At 43.3% G+C, this 16,406-nt stretch carries 18 protein-coding genes; 12 read left to right on the top strand and 6 right to left on the bottom strand.

Translation table 11 applies throughout. The features are described 5' to 3' along the window. Window positions 1–104 precede the first annotated feature (104 nt). Window positions 105–593: a hypothetical protein gene (locus ACZ5M3_RS08265; protein ID WP_464839183.1), complete on the bottom strand. Its 489-nt coding sequence runs from the start codon at window positions 591–593 to the stop codon at window positions 105–107. Between the two features lie 334 nt (window positions 594–927). On the opposite strand from ACZ5M3_RS08265, the gene ACZ5M3_RS08260 reads away from it, so the two are divergent. The 6 genes from ACZ5M3_RS08260 (at window position 928) to ACZ5M3_RS08235 (ending at window position 4,642) form a co-directional block, all read left to right on the top strand. Continuing rightward, window positions 928–1,107, top strand: coding sequence for a hypothetical protein (locus ACZ5M3_RS08260; RefSeq protein WP_464839182.1), 180 nt, complete (start codon window positions 928–930; stop codon window positions 1,105–1,107). A gap of 119 nt (window positions 1,108–1,226) precedes the next feature. Continuing rightward, window positions 1,227–2,165 (top strand): hypothetical protein, encoded by a 939-nt coding sequence (locus ACZ5M3_RS08255; RefSeq protein ID WP_464839181.1) that lies wholly within the window; start codon window positions 1,227–1,229, stop codon window positions 2,163–2,165. After that, complete coding sequence (locus ACZ5M3_RS08250) at window positions 2,153–2,839, top strand: hypothetical protein (RefSeq protein ID WP_464839180.1); 687 nt, start codon at window positions 2,153–2,155, stop codon at window positions 2,837–2,839. Before ACZ5M3_RS08255 ends, ACZ5M3_RS08250 begins: the two co-directional genes overlap by 13 nt. A gap of 105 nt (window positions 2,840–2,944) precedes the next feature. Then, the gene (locus ACZ5M3_RS08245; RefSeq protein ID WP_464839179.1) at window positions 2,945–3,202 is read left to right on the top strand and encodes a MarR family transcriptional regulator; all 258 of its coding nucleotides are present in this window, start codon (window positions 2,945–2,947) and stop codon (window positions 3,200–3,202) included. Window positions 3,203–3,224: 22 nt separating this feature from the next. Then, on the top strand, window positions 3,225–3,578 hold the full coding sequence (locus ACZ5M3_RS08240) for a hypothetical protein (RefSeq protein ID WP_464839178.1): 354 nt from the start codon (window positions 3,225–3,227) through the stop codon (window positions 3,576–3,578). Beyond that, on the top strand, window positions 3,557–4,642 hold the full coding sequence (locus ACZ5M3_RS08235; RefSeq protein WP_464839177.1) for an AAA family ATPase: 1,086 nt from the start codon (window positions 3,557–3,559) through the stop codon (window positions 4,640–4,642). The genes ACZ5M3_RS08240 and ACZ5M3_RS08235 overlap by 22 nt, the downstream gene beginning before the upstream one ends. 173 nt (window positions 4,643–4,815) lie before the next feature. Here the strand turns inward: ACZ5M3_RS08235 and ACZ5M3_RS08230 are convergent, their stop codons facing one another. Beyond that, a complete protein-coding gene (locus ACZ5M3_RS08230) occupies window positions 4,816–4,962 on the bottom strand; it encodes a hypothetical protein (protein WP_464839176.1) in 147 nt (48 codons plus the stop codon). Between ACZ5M3_RS08230 and ACZ5M3_RS08225 the strand changes: the two genes are divergently transcribed. The 6 genes from ACZ5M3_RS08225 to ACZ5M3_RS08200 all read left to right on the top strand — a co-directional run bounded on the left by ACZ5M3_RS08225 (window position 4,961) and on the right by ACZ5M3_RS08200 (window position 9,669). Continuing rightward, the gene (locus ACZ5M3_RS08225; RefSeq protein ID WP_464839175.1) at window positions 4,961–5,293 is read left to right on the top strand and encodes a hypothetical protein; all 333 of its coding nucleotides are present in this window, start codon (window positions 4,961–4,963) and stop codon (window positions 5,291–5,293) included. The genes ACZ5M3_RS08230 and ACZ5M3_RS08225 overlap by 2 nt on opposite strands. Further along, window positions 5,277–5,657, top strand: coding sequence for a DUF2283 domain-containing protein (locus ACZ5M3_RS08220; RefSeq protein ID WP_464839174.1), 381 nt, complete (start codon window positions 5,277–5,279; stop codon window positions 5,655–5,657). Before ACZ5M3_RS08225 ends, ACZ5M3_RS08220 begins: the two co-directional genes overlap by 17 nt. A gap of 460 nt (window positions 5,658–6,117) precedes the next feature. Continuing rightward, entirely contained in the window at window positions 6,118–6,390 is a 273-nt protein-coding gene (locus ACZ5M3_RS08215) for a UPF0175 family protein (RefSeq protein ID WP_464839173.1), read from the top strand. Then, window positions 6,387–6,875 carry a PIN domain-containing protein gene (locus tag ACZ5M3_RS08210; protein WP_464839172.1) on the top strand — a complete coding sequence of 163 codons (489 nt, stop codon included), beginning with the start codon at window positions 6,387–6,389 and terminating at the stop codon, window positions 6,873–6,875. The genes ACZ5M3_RS08215 and ACZ5M3_RS08210 overlap by 4 nt, the downstream gene beginning before the upstream one ends. 163 nt (window positions 6,876–7,038) lie before the next feature. Further along, window positions 7,039–8,118, top strand: a complete 1,080-nt coding sequence (locus ACZ5M3_RS08205) for an AAA family ATPase (RefSeq protein WP_464839171.1) — start codon at window positions 7,039–7,041, stop codon at window positions 8,116–8,118. A gap of 21 nt (window positions 8,119–8,139) precedes the next feature. After that, window positions 8,140–9,669, top strand: a complete 1,530-nt coding sequence (locus ACZ5M3_RS08200; protein ID WP_464839170.1) for a flippase — start codon at window positions 8,140–8,142, stop codon at window positions 9,667–9,669. On the opposite strand, the gene ACZ5M3_RS08195 is transcribed toward ACZ5M3_RS08200, so the two are convergent. From ACZ5M3_RS08195 to ACZ5M3_RS08180, 4 genes are read right to left on the bottom strand one after another with little or no spacing between them, the layout of a single operon-like run. After that, the gene (locus ACZ5M3_RS08195; RefSeq protein ID WP_464839169.1) at window positions 9,666–10,685 is read right to left on the bottom strand and encodes a sulfotransferase; all 1,020 of its coding nucleotides are present in this window, start codon (window positions 10,683–10,685) and stop codon (window positions 9,666–9,668) included. The two genes, ACZ5M3_RS08200 and ACZ5M3_RS08195, sit on opposite strands and share 4 nt — an antisense overlap. A 9-nt stretch (window positions 10,686–10,694) precedes the next feature. After that, complete coding sequence (locus tag ACZ5M3_RS08190; RefSeq protein ID WP_464839168.1) at window positions 10,695–12,137, bottom strand: alkaline phosphatase family protein; 1,443 nt, start codon at window positions 12,135–12,137, stop codon at window positions 10,695–10,697. Window positions 12,138–12,141: 4 nt separating this feature from the next. Then, window positions 12,142–13,428 (bottom strand): glycosyltransferase family 4 protein, encoded by a 1,287-nt coding sequence (locus tag ACZ5M3_RS08185; RefSeq protein ID WP_464839167.1) that lies wholly within the window; start codon window positions 13,426–13,428, stop codon window positions 12,142–12,144. Next, window positions 13,425–16,391, bottom strand: a complete 2,967-nt coding sequence (locus tag ACZ5M3_RS08180; protein WP_464839166.1) for a glycosyltransferase family 4 protein — start codon at window positions 16,389–16,391, stop codon at window positions 13,425–13,427. Before ACZ5M3_RS08180 ends, ACZ5M3_RS08185 begins: the two co-directional genes overlap by 4 nt. Window positions 16,392–16,406: the final 15 nt, after the last annotated feature.

Here is a 16,406-nt window from a genome sequence, read left to right as displayed (position 1 = left end):
AGTCTGTGAGAATGATCGGGCTCGGGCCCTTTGAGTGGTGGCCTCGGCGGACCCTCATGAAGCCGGGGATGCACCGTGAGAAGGGCTCATGATTGCTGTCTCCTTTATAATATTCCCTTTCTGCGGAGCTCCTTTTTGAGAGCTGTTAAGTTTGGAGTTTTCTCGTAAATCTCACGGCTAATATATGCAATGTTGTCAGTTAGAAGAACAATGTGACGGAATTCCCTCCTTTTCTTGGCAATACTTTCTTTAAAAACGTTCTTTCTATCTTGATAGTCTCGAAGTTTCTTTGATAACACTACATCGTCAATTATTAAGAGCCTGGCATTATTTTCAAACTTGCTCATTTGATTGTACAGGTCATCAAAATAGGGAGTTACCCATACGTATTCTAAGAGCGGTTTGATGAGGGCAAACCTTTGTGGAAATTTTGAAATATAGTTTCTCTTTTCCTGCTTCCTAAGCTCAGCTATATGTTTAAGCCAACTACCCTTCTCTCTAAGCTCCATCAGATTACCATAATTAACCACAACCAAGGCATAGATTGTCCTTTTTTCTTTGCTTCTATCAACTGAGATCACTAATGTTTTCATTCCATCACCAGTCGCTCGGGTTTCTTTTCCTGTGGAATTAGTGCGGTGATCTCTTTGAGTCCATTTTGAGTGGATAAACCCATTCTCTAAATTCAATCTTAGATGAGATGTAAACTACTTCCTGCCTTATATTATAGATTTTGCCCTTCTTTTTCTGCTTTTTGACTGAGTTGGTGATTTAAAAACAAAGAAACACATTCGGGGCGTTCAAGACAGCCTGCCAGAGCCCGAGTTTAAGGAAGAGGCTGGAGGCTTTGTGGTTCTTTTGGGGAAGACATCTATACGCGAGGACTACCTGAGAAAGCTGGGTTTAAATGACAGACAGATTAAAGCCGTGCTCTACGTGAGGGAGAAGGGGAGGATAGGGAATAAAGAATACCAAGAGCTGTTTGGAGTTTCAAAGCCAACGGCTTCCCGGGAACTGGACGATCTTGTTAAGAAAGAAATTTTAGAGAGAATTGGAGTTACGGGAAGGGGCACCTATTACGTGTTAAAGGTCTCAAAGGCATCATAAAGGGCTCATAAAGGTATCACAGTTCAAGGTGAACCCCATGGGCAAAGCCAGCAAAAATCTGTCCAGAAAACCAAAAGTGTTATATATAATACTTTCTAATTTTTGGACAGTGAAGAGCCATGCTATCAAAAATTGAAGTCAGAATACTTCTGAAGCTCAACGGTGAGAAAACCATAACCGAGTTAGCTAATGCGCTGGGCTTATCCATTTGCCGAACCTCTACTCTCGTTGCATCTCTTGAAAGAAAAGGCCTTGTAAGGACAGAAAAAAGAGGAAAATATAAGATAATCTCGCTGAGTGAGGCAAAGCCCGCGGAGCTTTTTAGAAAATTGACCTCCAGGTTTGGCCACATGCCTCTCGATGAGATCCTGAGCGGAAGGAATCTCGCACTTCTCGCGGTTCTCAAGCGCACTCCGTTAAGTGCCCATGAGCTCTGTATAACGAGCAACCTTTCAAGGAGTACCCTCTATTATGTAATTGATAAGCTTTCGGACTATGGGCTTATCGGGAAAAAAGATGGAGGGTACTTCCTGATGGAGAGATATGAACTGTTCCACGGCTTTGCCGTGGAATTCTACGAATTACAAAACTCCATCAAAGCGAGGAAATTCTCTGAGGATTCTGCCCTGATATGGAGCGGAGTTGGGGAATTTATTCTGTCGACGGGGGAGCACAAAGGGAGGGATGTTGGAAACTTCCACCTAACCGGGCTTGAACGGTTCAGCGATTTTAGAGTGGATATTATTGGAACCGGGCGGCACCACTATTATTATTCTGAAAAAGCAAAGAGACTTTCTTTGGAAGAGGTTATTGTGCATGCGCTGCTTATTGATTTCAGCCCAAGAACAATTTTGTATTCACTCGTCCTGCTGCTGGCGTATAAAGGTAGAATAAACCAAAAGAAGCTTTTTAATCTTGGCAGGAAATACGGCGTTAGCGTGAGCGAACTGCTGGGATATCTTGAGGGTAAAGAGGTTAAAAGATACCCCTATCCTCCTATGGATGAAGTGAGGGAAATCTTCAAAATGTACTTCGGTGAAGGGAAGTGGGTGGGGTAACCAGAGAAAAGATAATATCCGAATTTCATCTGCTGGAGGAGAAGGCGAGGCTACTTAACCTTGAACCCCTGGAAGTTTACCTAATCGGTGGCGGGAATTTGGCCCTCAGAGGACTCAAGAGTGCGACGAAGGACGTTGACGTTGTAATGTTAAGCAAGAAACAGTTTTCCCTTTTGCAGGGCCTTCTGGAAACTCCATTGCCAAAATTGCCCGTCTATGTGAGGCAGTACCGCTCACGGTGGGATTATGACTTGGGCATGAGTGCCAGGTATGTGCATCCCTTACATGGGTTCAGTCTCGATGTTTTTGTGAAGAGAGTTCTCAACAAGCTGTATCTGTCGGAGGGGATGGTTTCGAGGGCTGAAGTTCCTGGAGAGTTTTCCTCACACGAGCTTTTCAGGATACACCTGGTTTCAAAAGAGGACATCTTCTTGTTTAAAAGCGTAACTTCAATGGAAAGAGTGAGGGACCTTGAGGATCTGATTGCACTTGTTGAAACCGGGCTGGATTATGAGATAATCATTCATGAGCTTGAAAACCAGCTCTCTAAGGATGAATCACTCAGGAGCTTAGTTCCGAGGATAATACATCGTGTTGACCTTTTAATGCAACAGATTGGAGCCGTAAAAGGACTTATCCACCTCAGGGGATATTTAAAAGAAATGAGCGGGTGAATTAAATGAGCGAGGCGAACCAGGCCCTTTGTCTTTGCCGGATCCGTTTTGGCGTATCCTTTGTATTCTAAACTTTTACAAAGCATGACATACAAAAGATATAACATGAGAGCTCCAATATTGAAGGAGAAAATACTGAGGGAGCTGGCAGTTAAAGGAGAGGTTTCCGTTAAAGAGCTTTTGGCCAGGTTTAAGGTTAACAGACCTTACCTTTACAGAATCCTCAGGTCACTGGAAAGTAATGGCGCGATAATTTTGGAGACAGGAGAAATATGGCTTGCTGACAAAAAAGCCCTCCTCTATGCCTGGGGGCGGAAAAGAGGAAAATATTCCGGGTTGTTAGGGGAATCACTTATAAAGTAAGGCCAAAAAAGTTAGGGATTTTGTGGTGTTCTCTGGAACGTCAGCATTGTGGGTTCTGGGGAAGGTTTTGGAGCCGAGCTTTGGGACGGCCTACATCAGAAAAGAGGATTTGGACAGGTTAAAGCGGATTGGACTCAGAAGAGAGGGACACCCAATCAGGTTCTACTCTTACGATGAGGATATCTTTAGCTATACGAGGAACGGGAGGGAGTACCGGCTGGCAATAATCGAGCAGGTGATTGCAGACGCCCTGGGAGAAGGAATATATACGAGAGCCATTGAAGAACTGCTGGAGGAGGTAAAGGAAAGACTTAAATATGGAAGGGGCTTCTATATGGAATGGGGTGTCCATGAATGTTTCAAATTCGACCGATAACCGATGAGAAAAACCTTTACGGAAAAAGGCATAGAGAAGCCCTTAAACAGCTGAAGAAGAATGTTGAGGAGAAAACTTTCACGGCAATTCTCGGCCCAAGGAGGGTCGGCAAGACGAGCATCATTAGAGTTTTTTTGAATAAGTACAAGTATCGGTACATATACTATGACCTCTCCCCCTTTATGGGCAGGCAGGGGATCAGCTACACCGAGCTGACCCCTGCAATGATGAACATTGATGTAAAAGAACTCTCGTACCACGCCCAACTCAGTCTGGGTCTTGTGCGGCTTGATGTTAAATCCGAAAATGGAGTGCAGTTCCAAAACGCCCTGATCAACCTCCTCAGGGAGCTGAACGCCAAATACGATGATCTCATCGTGGTGATAGATGAGGCCCAAGTAATGCCCTTCATCAGAGGTATCAACATGCCCGGCCTCCTCCAGTTAATAAGCAACACGATGGACAACACGATCGTGATAATGACGGGCTCGATGCCGGGTCTGCTTGAGAGAATACTCAGTCCCTCTGCCTCGCAGCCGATGTTCGGCAGATACGTTGAGAAGATTCACATACCCCGCTGGGCACCTGAAGAAAGCACAGGTTATCTCAAAAAGGGGCTACGCGAGGCAAAAGTGTCTTACACCAGCACTGAACTTGAAGAAGCCGCAGAAGAGCTCTCAAACGTGCCCGGCTTTCTGGCATACTACGGCAGGCAAAGAGTCAGGGGTAGGGAACATGATGAAGCTCTTATAGAAGCTTCAAATTATGCCGTTGGTGTTTGGGAACAGGATCTGGAGGCATTTCTCAACATCTACAGCACAAAAGCTTATATAACTACACTCTGGGTGTTAGCTCAATCGAGATTTGGACTGACACGGAAAGAAATTGCTGGAGAAGTGCTCCGCAGGGAAGGGATTAGCGACAGGAGTCTTTCCCGCATATTGAAGAACCTCGTTCTCTCAGGGATGGTCGAGCACAGCAAAAAGCGCGGGAAGTACCTTATTGCGGAGAATCCACTTGCAGGGGCAGTCCAGAACATAGCCCATAAGTACGGCATTCATTGATCTGTGGGGAGATGCGGAATATATCCTCCAGTAGGATTCAAAAAACACAACTCAACGAGCGAGACAGCTTATATAAAAAGTTAATTTTGGGTAAAGAGGCTTCGCCCCTTGAACCCATTTCTTTATCCTGGCACTTCGCGCCGCACCTTAAGGACCAAAAAACTGTTAATTTTTTAATTTTCCAGATCGTTTTTATATTTTTCTTTTGAAATCCTCCCCTTCAGGGCGGGGAGGAGGTCAGTAAATGTCCCATTCATGCCGAGAATTCCAGAAACGTAATATTTAAATGCCTGGTCTGAGTATAATATCCGAAGGGACATGGATTTCACCAAGTTCGTGGCCATGTTGAGGTCCAAAAGCATCTCAGATGTCACAGTTACTCCCCACTGTGGATATCGCCTCCAGGTTAGGGGAATACCAAAAGGTTTGGTGAAAGAGCTGCTTTATAACCCCCAGGGACTCAGAGGCGTGATCCAGCAAGCGCCCGAGGGAAGGTTTAAGCTGTATTATGAATATACCGAGGATAAGGACCTGATAATAATAGTAGATGCGAGGCATGTTAAGAGCAAACTAAAATTAACTGTGGTGACGGTATTTCCACAGCCGTCCAAAAGGAGAACGAAGGTGAAAGAATATGGGGGAGAAGAGTGAGTTCAGGCCTGTGGATTATGACCCCCTTGTCGATTCACTCTTTGTGGTGGCGCCGGGGGGGGAGTATGAGCACTCCGTCATGCTCGGGGATGATGTTATTCTGGACTTTGGCCGGCTTTCGGAGGGGGATAAGCTGGACGTCATCGGATTTGAGATACTTGGGGCCTCCAGAAAGTTTGGGTTAGACAAACACCTGCTCAGGAGAATTAAGAGGCTCCATGCGGAGATTAAGATCAGCGAAGACCGCGTTGAAATGATTATTTCGATAGTTGTAGTCCAGAGAAAAAGGGAACGCGAGCGCTCAAGGATACTGGAAATGGCAAACGTCGGCCTTCCCACGGCAGTCACTTCTATCAGTGTTTAGATGGGATTGAAGAGAATCCTGCTCCCGGTTTTCATGATATAATACTTTGTGGTAGAGCAAAATAGTAATAAACTACGTGGATTCAAAGGAGTCAAAAAGGTGAACCCCATGAGCGAGGCGAGCAGCAGAGGAGTACTAGGGAGGAGATTGAGAAAAAACATAACCCGAAAGATTTAACAGGGGGAAATCTCAAAAATATACACCAAAGTTATCAGAACTGTTAACTATGGTGGATAATTATGAGAATTGAACTCCTCAACAAACTCGCAAGAAAAAGAGTCTTCACCATGGGTACCGGTGATTGAACAGATGCCCTGGGGGAGGTACACGAGAGCCATCGAAGAGTTGATATGGGGATAACAACACAGGTGCAACTTAATGATCCGAAATGGGTTTATCTCTTCAAGAGGAGAGCTGATAAGGAGCGATATATTTTTAATATTGCATATTCACAATCTTCATGGTGAGTGTTGTGAATGAGGTTCTGGTTTCTGTTCCTCAAGATCTGGCGAGGATTTTAAGGATTAGCGGGAAGGAGCTCCCGAAGGCGGTCAGGATTTACCTTGCCATTGAGCTTTATCGTGAAGGCGTAATCAGCCTCGGCAAAGCTGCGGAGATTGCAGGTGTGAGCAGGTGGGAAATGATGGAAATTCTGGCATCAAAAGGGGTAAGCATTCAGTATGATGAGGAGGACTTAAGGGAGGACGTTGAGACTCTGGAGAGGTTGCTATGATAGTCGTCTCCGACTCGGGACCGTTAATAGCACTGGCCAAGATTGGAAAGCTGAACATTCTGAGGGAGCTTTTTGGGGAGGTTATAATTCCGAAAGCGGTCTGGGTTGAGGTCGTTGAAAAAGGAGAAGGAAAGCCCGGCTCCGGTGAAGTTAAAAATGCAACCTGGATCAAAGTTGTGGAAGTTGGGGATAAACTGAGCATCGAGATTCTTAGGAAGGAAATTGAAACCGGCGAGGCTGAGGCGATAGTTCTGGCTAAAGAGCTTAATGCCGACTTGATAATTTTGGATGAAAAAATCCCGCGAATTATTGCCAAATCTCTCGGGTTGAACGTTGCTGGGAGTTTAGCTCTTCTCTTTATTGCAAAGAAAAAAGGAATAATAAATGAAGATCTGGAAGTTATGATAGGTGAGTTACGGGCCAAGGGTGTTCGCTTCAGTGATAAAGTTGTTGAAGAGCTGAAAAGAATGTACAATGCCCAGTGATGCAAAAGATGCAAAAGGTGAACCCCATGAGCAAGGCGAGCCAGGCTTTACAGAAGATCACAAGGGGGATTAGAATATTTTTTGACACCTTTCAGGTCTTGAGCAGAATCACGACGAAAAGCTTATTAACAATACCCCCCGAACCGGTTCGGGGGGTATCTACATGAGGTATAAGCCAGGGAGAGGCGTATCATTTTTTGACCAGCGACCGAGAAAAGACAAAAATCGGCTGTTTGGGAGGTCTGAAGAGTTAGACAGACTGATAAATGCTTTCCATGCTGGAAGCTGGGTGGTTATTCTCGGGCCAAGAATGGCGGGAAAAACTAGCCTTGCACTGACCGGTGCCAACTCCTTTGCCAAGGAGATGAACTACCGAGTGGTTTTTGTGGACCTGAGGAATACCGAAACCTCCCGGCAGGCAACGGAGAAAATACTAAGCAGGTTACCAAAATCAGTTCTCGAGACCATCCTGAAGTACATCGAGGATGTCTCCCTTTCCGCAGGGGGGCTGGGTGGCAGTATAAAACTCAGAGAAAATGTCGCCGCCAGAAATGCGCTGGAAGATGCCTTATTCTCCCTGAAAAACACAATACTGATACTTGATGAAGTTCAGAATGTAAAACAGGGTGTGGACAGCTTTCTAAGGGGGCTGGCCGCGGCATTTAATGAAAACGATTCCCTGCTGGTTATGTTCACGGGGTCTTATGCGGGTGTTGTTAAAAAGCTGTTCGATGCCACCCACAGGGACAGCTTTTATGGAAGGCCCCCGATTGAGATACTCCTTCCACCCTGGCCAGAATGGGTGGCGGCTGAGTTTCTGAGGAAGGGCTTTGGGCAGTGCGGAGTAGATGCTACCGACAGAGAGATCCAGGACACGCTCTGGAGGCTCGGGACACTGCCCGGGTGGTTGAATCTCTACGGGCTCAGACGATGCCTTGGAGCATCCCATGAGGAAGCACTGCAGGGGGTATTTGAGAGGGCCGTGAATGAAGCGCTGAGGGAGCTGGAGCACTTCCTTGAGGGGAGAAGCCCAAGGGCTAGGGAAGTGATAAAGAGACTAACCTACGGTGCCACGTGGGGGGAACTGCAAAAAACCGGGATATCAAAGGACACCCTAAGCAGACTCCTGGATGCCCTGACAAGAGAGCTGTTTGCTGTGATTAAGGATGGGTTAGGGGTCTATAAGTTCTCGGACCCCGTTTACAGGTACGCTGCGGAGAAACTGCCCCTATCCCCAAAGTGAATGGACAAAAAGGTGAACCCCATGAGCGAGGCGGGCCAGGCACTGCAGAAGATCGCAAGGGGAACGGGGATCGTCTTCGCCGGGACGGTAATCTCGATGCTCTTTGGGTTTTTGAGCAGGGCGGTGATAGCGAGGTACTTTTCCCCTGGGGAGTACGGTGTTTTTAATTTAGCTTTGACGGTTCTGAACATCGCTCTCGTTGTGGCGACTCTGGGCTTCCAGAACGCCCTGCCGAGGGAGGTGGCGTTCTACCGGGAGAGGGAGCCTTCGAGGGTCGGGGATCTGGTCTCGACGGCTCTGGTTATTGTCGCGGCGAACAGTTTTGTAATCACGGTGCTCCTGGTGCTCGGCTCGGGCTTTGTTGCCCGGGTGTTCAGCGAGGAGAGGCTGATCTACGCATTAAAGATAGCCGCCCTTGCCCTGCCGTTCTGGGCCCTGACGGGTGTGGTGATTGCGGTTTCGAGGGGCTTCGGAAGGGTCAGGGAGCAGGTGTACTTCAGGAGCATAGTTTATCCGATAGTCTGGCTTGTACTCGTTGTGCTCATGGCTGTTCTCGGCCTCCCCTTTGCTTCGGTATTCTGGATGTACATTCTGGCCCAGTCGGCGGTATTTCTGGCTCTAATCTTTGAGGTGCATAGGATCCGGCTTTTTAACGTAAAGGCCTCTTTTGATCCTGCCCTCGGGAAAAAGCTGGTTCTCTTTTCCCTCCCCCTGATGTTCGTTGGGATTCTGAATTTTTTGATGACCTGGACCGACACGCTGATGCTCGGCTATTACAAAGGCTCGGAGGTTGTGGGCCTGTACAATGCGGCCACTCCCCTGGCAAGGTTGATTCCCATTTTCCTGGGTTCTGCGTCTGTTATTTATTCCCCCATAGTCACATCACTGTATGCCCAGGGAAAGATTAAGGAGATGGGAAGGGTCTATCAGATCCTGACGAAGTGGGTGTTCCTTCTGACCCTTCCCATATTTGCCGTCATGTTCCTCTTTCCAGAGACCACCATATCCTTCCTCTTCGGCGAGAAATACGTCTCCGCTTCAACTGCACTCCAGATACTGTCTCTCGGTTTCATGTTCCACACGTTCCTAGGGCTAAACGGCATGACCCTGATCGTTATTGGAAAGCCAAAGCTCAACATGATAGGGGACACCTTTGCCGTGGTGTCAAACGTTTCCTTAAATCTGGCTTTGATACCCAGGTACGGGATGGTCGGTGCCGCCGTCGCCACGGCGGTTTCCTACTTCGTGGCCAATGTTTTCAGGTCTTACTGGCTCTATAAGATGACTGGGATACATCCATTCAGCTGGAACTACGTGAAGCCTCTGGGAATAGGCTTCCTTTTGCTGGGAGTTCTTAAATGGATGAGTCTGGACGTGGAAGACATATGGCACGCGATCCCGGTGCTCGTCATTTTCCTGGCGGTCTACGCCCTGCTGGTGCTTTTAAGCAGGAGCATTGATAGGGAGGATGTTGAACTCCTGCTGGCAGTGGAGAAGAGGCTGGGGATAAACCTGGGGAGAATAAAGAAGATTTTGAGAAAGTTTGTTTAAAATGCTGGTTTCCAATTCTTTAAAGCATCGTAGTCCGGCTCGGGGTCTTCTGTATAGAAATCTAGGCCAAACCACTGGACTACTTTTAATATGTTCTTAACTTGGCGTTCAGATAATTTATTCTTCCACTTCAGGAGCTGTTTGGAAGTTCCTAGATATGATTTGTCGTGCGTGGTTTTACTTGGTCTTTTGAACTTTTCATGAACTTTTTCTGGAACTTCCTCGTTGATATAACCAAAAATTTTCTCAATCTCTTCATCAAAGTTGGTGATCAGTTTTTCATATACCACAGTATACCAAGCATCTGGATGCTCACTCAAATAGGAAAGAGGTATGTAATTGTCTAGGCCCCAAATGGCTGCAAGAACTTCTTCTTGAGTTCTGATTGTGTGGAGCTTCTTCATTAACCATTCGTTTTCTCTTATCTGAGGAATTTGAGAAGCTTCCCCTAGGATCATTTCTTTTGGAGGAGGAACATCTTTGAGTGTGAAATATCCTACAACTCCTGTTTCAAGTTGGGAGGCTATTGTGGCACAGGGGTGGCGTATCATAAAGTATGTTCCTCTAACTTGGAAATTGTTAGCGATCCATGGAAGCAGTCTATTGGCTCGTATGAATTTAACTAATATCTTAGTTGCTGACAAACGCTTATAGATAGTTGTAGGCGTTAATGAAAATAATGGCTTGCGACTTATTATTTGACCCGTGAATACCTGTTTTAGATATTCTTTAAGGTGCTTATTTTCAGCATCAGGTTCGAGATATGGTCGTGGAGATAAATTAAGTCGCTTTACTTGTGGGAACCACTCTTTATGAAATGGCTCAAATATTGATTTATATTCTGGAAGAGTTTCAATAAGTTCCATGAACCAAGTTGTTCCTCCTCTTGGGGTTCCTGAAATTATTATAGTGTCTTGTAGACTTATATTTCTATGAAGTCCTAATGCTAGTAAATCAATACTCCTTTTTAAGAATGTTATCCCCTTGATCCAAATTCCAGAAAGTTGTTTGTTCATCTTACTCACCTAAATTTTGCCCCTTAATTTCAGGTTTTTGATCGCTTTTTTAAGCTTTTTATCTTCTTCTCTCTTGTAGTAGCTCAAATCAACATATTTAGACTTTCTCTTCACAAATTCTGAGTCTTCTTCAAAAATTTCCGTTAAAACTCTCCCGTCTATATCGTTTGGGATTGGCAAGTTGAAGATGTGAAGGACTGTAGGAGTAACATCAAATACGGTTGGCAACTTCTTGAAGGTTATATTACTAGAAATCTCTCCCCCACTCACAGAAAAGATACCGTGTATCTCATGATCCCCCATGTAGGTATCTTCAGTTATATTGTCCGAGAGTCTGTACGAGTACTCAACGCCCTTTTTAGGAACAATAAAGAGTGCTGGGAGGTTATTCAGATATGGGCCACTGTAAAGTTCCTCAGTTCTGATAACCTTTTCTATTTCTTCAAATCCTTGGAGGTATTTAATGACTTCATCAACTATATGTTTATCTCTCACATAGATCCCCCATGTCGTTGTTTCTGTCGGCATAAAGGCTTTTGTTGTTTCCGGGCGTAGAGTCGCCTCAAGAACGTTGGAGGGTGCGTTGGTCTTTTCAACTGCTTTTCTTAGAAGTCTGTCTGGAATCATCTTACTGGCCAACCTAGCAAGTTTTAGCTTTACCACGTTATACTTAATAAAATCCCCTTTAGCTAGTGCTGTGTTAACGTGGAATAACTTGTTTTTGACTTCAAAGCCATGGTCACTAACAATGAACGTGAAATCCGCTGTATTCTGGATCTCTTTGATAAACTTGTGTATTAAGCTGAACGTGGGTTTCACTAGTCTCGTGTCTTTACCTTCCAAGATCTCAGGGTATATATGGGAAAACCAGTCGGTTTCACTGAACACGATGAAGAATAAGTTCCAGTCAACATTTTCATAGAGATCGTAGTACATTTCCATCCGCGTTTCAGTGTACTCTCTGACAATACTGGCATAGTCCCTTTTATCGCTGGCATACTTTATCCAATCATGAGGGGGGTCAATAAGGTATTCCTTATATTTCTGCGAGAGTTTTTCGGGGTAGACAGTCTGTTCTGGAGCCGCCCAGTCTGAGACGATTACGGTGTTTTGCCTGTGTTTTATGCCCGAGAAAGGATAAGTCATCGGAAGGTTCACTATTACACTGTTAAACCCTGTTATATCAAGCATTTCTGAAAGCCTCAAAGCTTTAACATTATGGGAGCTCACGAGTTTGGATTTCATAGTGTTAATGTCAACGTTTTGCCAGCCGATGATTCCATGCTTCGCCGGATTTACTCCAGTGAAAATTGATGTCCATGCCGGTGGTGTGTATGGGGGAATCGTGGATATAAAGTCGTGGATACTGTCATTTTTTAGTCCAACAAGCTGGGCAGTTGTCTTGTTTGCCCCATCGAGGCCGATGATGGCGATTTTTAAGTGCTTGTTCATAGGATCACCCTCTAATAAGTGAGATGTACAAACTTTCTATCTCTTTTGCATGCTCTTTCATACTTTTTGGGGGGGAGATATTTGCTTTAAACTTTTCTATCAGTTCTGGATTCTTGATTATCGCTATAATCTTTTCATATAAGTCTTTTGGGTTATTGGGCTCGAATAATAAGCCTGTTTTCCCATCTTCTACGAATTCTGGGATCGCACCTAAATTAGATGCTATAACTGGTGTCTTAGTAGCTCGTGCTTCTGCTAAAACTAAGGGACAGTTCTCGTATGAAACAGATGGGAATACCAAAATATCAACCTCCGAGAAGGGTACTTTTGGATCGTCATATTTTCCAAGGAAATATATATTACCCTTTCCTCGTATTTTTGAGAATAGCTTTCTAACATAAGACGAGTTTGGATCATAATTTCCGTAGATCCTTAATTCTGCTTTATCTTCGAGTACTTCCAAGAATGCGTCAATTAAGAGATGAACACCTTTAATAGGGATAACACTTCCAGCAAATCCAAAAATAATTTTGTTAGTATCTTTCTTCTTTTTCTTAAATCCCTTGAACTCATCTAGATTGTATCCATTTTCTAAGTATATTATTTTCTCCTCCGGCACACCATATCTAATGAACGTTTCTCTTAAGAATCTTGAAGGTGCTATAATTTTGTCAACAGTTAAAAGCATACGTTTTAAAAATTCGTTCCTTTTTTTGAAGTCTTGGGGAGAGTTAGCAATTTTTAGTGTAAATCTTAAAAAAGGCCTTAATTGTCTAACTGGAGCATTTGCAGTGAGCTTTTCAACCCAACATCTATGGCACTCATTTGGTTCGGGCATACTACAGACATTATTTTTGTAATTAACCATAATAGAGAACGGACACAGGAACCAGTAATCATGGAGAGTAAGGACTGCTGGAATGTTCAATTGATGGGCGACATCAATTAATTTGGCTGATCTAAATCTCCACAAATTGTGAAAATGAATTATATCTGGTTTTATGTAGGTCAAGAACTCCATAAACTTTTGTTCTATGCTTTTGTTAGTATATGTGTTTTTTAGTTGAATTGCCTTAAACGATACGAACTGGGGAATTTGCAGAGTGTGCACATGAAGGTTGCCATATATCCTGCTAACAATCTGAGGTCGTTTAATCGTCTTTGTATATATGGGGTAAAATACATGAACTTCGTGGGACTTACTTAACTCTTTTGCCAAATTATACATATAAATCTCAGCTCCCCCAATGAAGTCTGGAGGAATTCCTGAACCGACTTGTAGAATTTTCATTTCTCTGACCTCCCTAGGCTATATACTACAATAACACCATCATAAATCTTATCCTTATATAACAATTTTCTGTTGATTCTGTCCCTTAAGGTAAATAAAGGGACCGTTCCTTCAGCATACTGAGTATTGGGATCCACCAGAAAGCTACTATCAAGTGCAATATAAGAGAAAATAGCATAGCCTGGGCACTTATCAAGATCTGAAACGTCTTTAACGACCCTTCTATTTATATACATCCACATAGGCACCACGTATCTCGACGTAGTCTTGTAGTCAGAGCAAATAGGAAGTTCTCTGTCGATGCGATTGCTAATGCCCCAAATACTGTATTTCTCTGAAGAAGTGTGGTAATATAAAACAGGGTACTCCCCTCTATAAAAAACAGGATCCAACTGATTGCTAAGATTTGAAGAGATTGACAAAAAGCAAATAAATAGGGCCATAACGAATATCAAAGCATCTCGTAACTTTTCAGTTCTTATCATAGTGATAATTCTCCAAATAGCAATGGAAGATAGTAATCCAAAAATTAATCCTAAAAAGTAGAATATTCTCCTCGGATTAAGCACATACATTCCCATTTTAAGAAGAGGGATAGATAAGACTCCGAGAGAAATCAAGGATAACAGGATTCTCGTATCCTCGGTCGATTTAAAATCAAAAGTTTCAAGGTAAAGAAGACCACCTATTATGGAAAAACTGACATATATCAAGAATGGGAGGTACATAAGAAGCTCGGCTAGTGTAAAATGTGTAGGGGGTATTATTGTCAAATTTTTCAAGCTTCCACCATATAGCACCTTGTAAAATCCCAATACAAAAGGATAAAAAACATCTCGATATATTGAGACTTTGCCAACATAGCTAATAATAGCCAGCATAATTATCCACCTGGATAGTGCTTTGAGATGCTGTGCATTGTTGTTGCTTATTGGCAATGCTACTAGAACAATTAACGGTATGAAGATTAAAATTACGAACACAAGAGAGTAAAAATAGTGGGAATTTAGGATTGAAAACCATGAGAGAATTAATATGATAATATAGGCAGGCGATTTTTCAAAGGAGAGATAGGATATCAAACCAAGCAGCATGAAAATCATAGCAAAACTTCTGCTGTCTTGGACATATGTCCATTTTAAAGTTACAGGGAAAATTAATGAGAGTACCATAGCAACGTAAGCAATTTTTTTGTTAAACCTTTTTTTGAACAGAACATATGATAAAAGAAGAAAATTAACTGTCAATATTACTGTTGAAATTAGTTGCAAATTTACCTCATGGATTTCTGGCACTAACAATAGTATAGCTTGCCATATGTTGTAGTTAGGTATACCATAGTGGCGAGACCACAAAAGAATCGAAGTAACCTTACCATGAGTGATGAGGGATTTAGTCATTACTAAATATGCACCGGGATCGTCTTGGTACTGAATAATTCCCCCTGCATAAAATGTTGAGACGAAACCTGTGAGCAATAGCGTTGTAAGTAGGACATGTCTAAATGTGATAGTGGGGGACACAATTCCATAAAAGATTAAGAGACTGAGTGCTATCGAAAACATAAGGAGAGTAATAGTTCCCCTAGTGATGTTGTCTTGTGCTAATACACGAATTACAAATAGCATAAACAACCCCAAATACATCAAAAGTGAAAAGGACATCTTAAACTTTGCAACTTTTCTTATTCTAAGTATTTCAGAACGTTTGGGTAACATCAAATAACCAAAGCTTCCAATAACGACAGATAAAACTTGGAAAAACATTAAACTAAGTTTACCTCCCTGTTTTATAAATACGTATAGTAAGACAGAAAGAGAAATGACTAAGGTGAATGTGGCTATTTTCTTCGAGAATCTCTGTGAATCCCATTCTGCTCCACCTTCTCTCTTTAATTTGCTTTTGTAAAGGATATAATACAATTTTGCGATTCTTTCCCACCTAAATTTTTTTAGCCCTTTTACCTTGACTTTTCTTTGTGTAGACAATATTCTAATAACCTTGGCAACATCTTTCGGAGTAAGTTCATCAATTGAGAGAATACTCCCAGTAAAATACCCCGCCAGCTCCTTAAGCCCCAGCTTATTGTTGACTATCACAGGTTTGCCAGCTGCTAAGCTTTCAATGACCATTATCCCAAAGGCTTCCATCTCCGAAAGGTTGACAACAATATCAACCGAGTGCAGGAGAGTGTAGAGCCCTTCCTCCGGCAGGAACCCAAAAAACTTCACTCTCTTCTCTAACCCTAACTTCCGTGTTAACTTTTGTAATTCCTTTTCATACGGCCCTCTGCCGACTATGTATAGCACAAAGGTGTCTGGCAGGTACTTCAGGGTCTCAATAGCTATGTGAACATTCTTATACTTTTCAAGCCTGCCAAAATAGAGAATTGAAACTTCGCCCTTCTTTGGAGCTCTTTTGGACTTGAATGATCGTATCTTTTCAATATCTACCCCGTTGTATATAACCTTGATCTTGTCCTTTGGCAGTTTGAACTTGTCTATCAGTATCTCCCTCTCTGTTCTGGAAACACAGATTATTTTATTAGCATTTCTCAGGTATATGGATACTATAAACCGATCGTACACGGGCTTGAGAATCCTGAAGAGCAGGTTGCTCCCAGTGGAATGATAATGGGGCGAAACAACAACTTTCTGCCAGTCTTTAAGGGCAATCAACATCGTGAGGGGGTAAAGGTTGGATGTTCCATGTATGTGAATGATGTTAAATTTTTCCTGTGAATTTTTTAATTCTTTGATCATGGATATACTCAGACTTAATAGCAGAGAGCTGAAGACTTTAACTGTTAATCCCCTCCAAGATTGCATCTCATTCTTGGATCCAGTACACCAGATTTCTATTTTGGGGCCTTTCTTTGATAGGCGTGTTGTGGTTTCCTTAACGACTCTTTCAACTCCTCCAGGCATCCAGGGGGCCTTTGGGGATATTACCAGGGTTGGCATTGTTTTCCCTCCAGT

The organism is Thermococcus coalescens, assembly GCF_055392585.1.
This window is presented reverse-complemented; position numbering and strand designations above follow the sequence as displayed.

Excerpts from the sequence above, each read along its gene's own strand:
- ACZ5M3_RS08265 (WP_464839183.1), bottom strand. The coding sequence starts at position 593 with ATGAAAACATTAGTGATCTCAGTTGATAGAAGCAAAGAAAAAAGGACA.
- ACZ5M3_RS08255 (WP_464839181.1), top strand. The coding sequence starts at position 1,227 with ATGCTATCAAAAATTGAAGTCAGAATACTTCTGAAGCTCAACGGTGAG.
- ACZ5M3_RS08245 (WP_464839179.1), top strand. The coding sequence starts at position 2,945 with ATGAGAGCTCCAATATTGAAGGAGAAAATACTGAGGGAGCTGGCAGTT.
- ACZ5M3_RS08235 (WP_464839177.1), top strand. The coding sequence starts at position 3,557 with ATGTTTCAAATTCGACCGATAACCGATGAGAAAAACCTTTACGGAAAA.
- ACZ5M3_RS08225 (WP_464839175.1), top strand. The coding sequence starts at position 4,961 with ATGGATTTCACCAAGTTCGTGGCCATGTTGAGGTCCAAAAGCATCTCA.
- ACZ5M3_RS08230 (WP_464839176.1), bottom strand. The coding sequence starts at position 4,962 with ATGTCCCTTCGGATATTATACTCAGACCAGGCATTTAAATATTACGTT.
- ACZ5M3_RS08220 (WP_464839174.1), top strand. The coding sequence starts at position 5,277 with ATGGGGGAGAAGAGTGAGTTCAGGCCTGTGGATTATGACCCCCTTGTC.
- ACZ5M3_RS08215 (WP_464839173.1), top strand. The coding sequence starts at position 6,118 with ATGGTGAGTGTTGTGAATGAGGTTCTGGTTTCTGTTCCTCAAGATCTG.
- ACZ5M3_RS08210 (WP_464839172.1), top strand. The coding sequence starts at position 6,387 with ATGATAGTCGTCTCCGACTCGGGACCGTTAATAGCACTGGCCAAGATT.
- ACZ5M3_RS08205 (WP_464839171.1), top strand. The coding sequence starts at position 7,039 with ATGAGGTATAAGCCAGGGAGAGGCGTATCATTTTTTGACCAGCGACCG.
- ACZ5M3_RS08200 (WP_464839170.1), top strand. The coding sequence starts at position 8,140 with ATGAGCGAGGCGGGCCAGGCACTGCAGAAGATCGCAAGGGGAACGGGG.
- ACZ5M3_RS08195 (WP_464839169.1), bottom strand. The coding sequence starts at position 10,685 with ATGAACAAACAACTTTCTGGAATTTGGATCAAGGGGATAACATTCTTA.
- ACZ5M3_RS08190 (WP_464839168.1), bottom strand. The coding sequence starts at position 12,137 with ATGAACAAGCACTTAAAAATCGCCATCATCGGCCTCGATGGGGCAAAC.
- ACZ5M3_RS08185 (WP_464839167.1), bottom strand. The coding sequence starts at position 13,428 with ATGAAAATTCTACAAGTCGGTTCAGGAATTCCTCCAGACTTCATTGGG.
- ACZ5M3_RS08180 (WP_464839166.1), bottom strand. The coding sequence starts at position 16,391 with ATGCCAACCCTGGTAATATCCCCAAAGGCCCCCTGGATGCCTGGAGGA.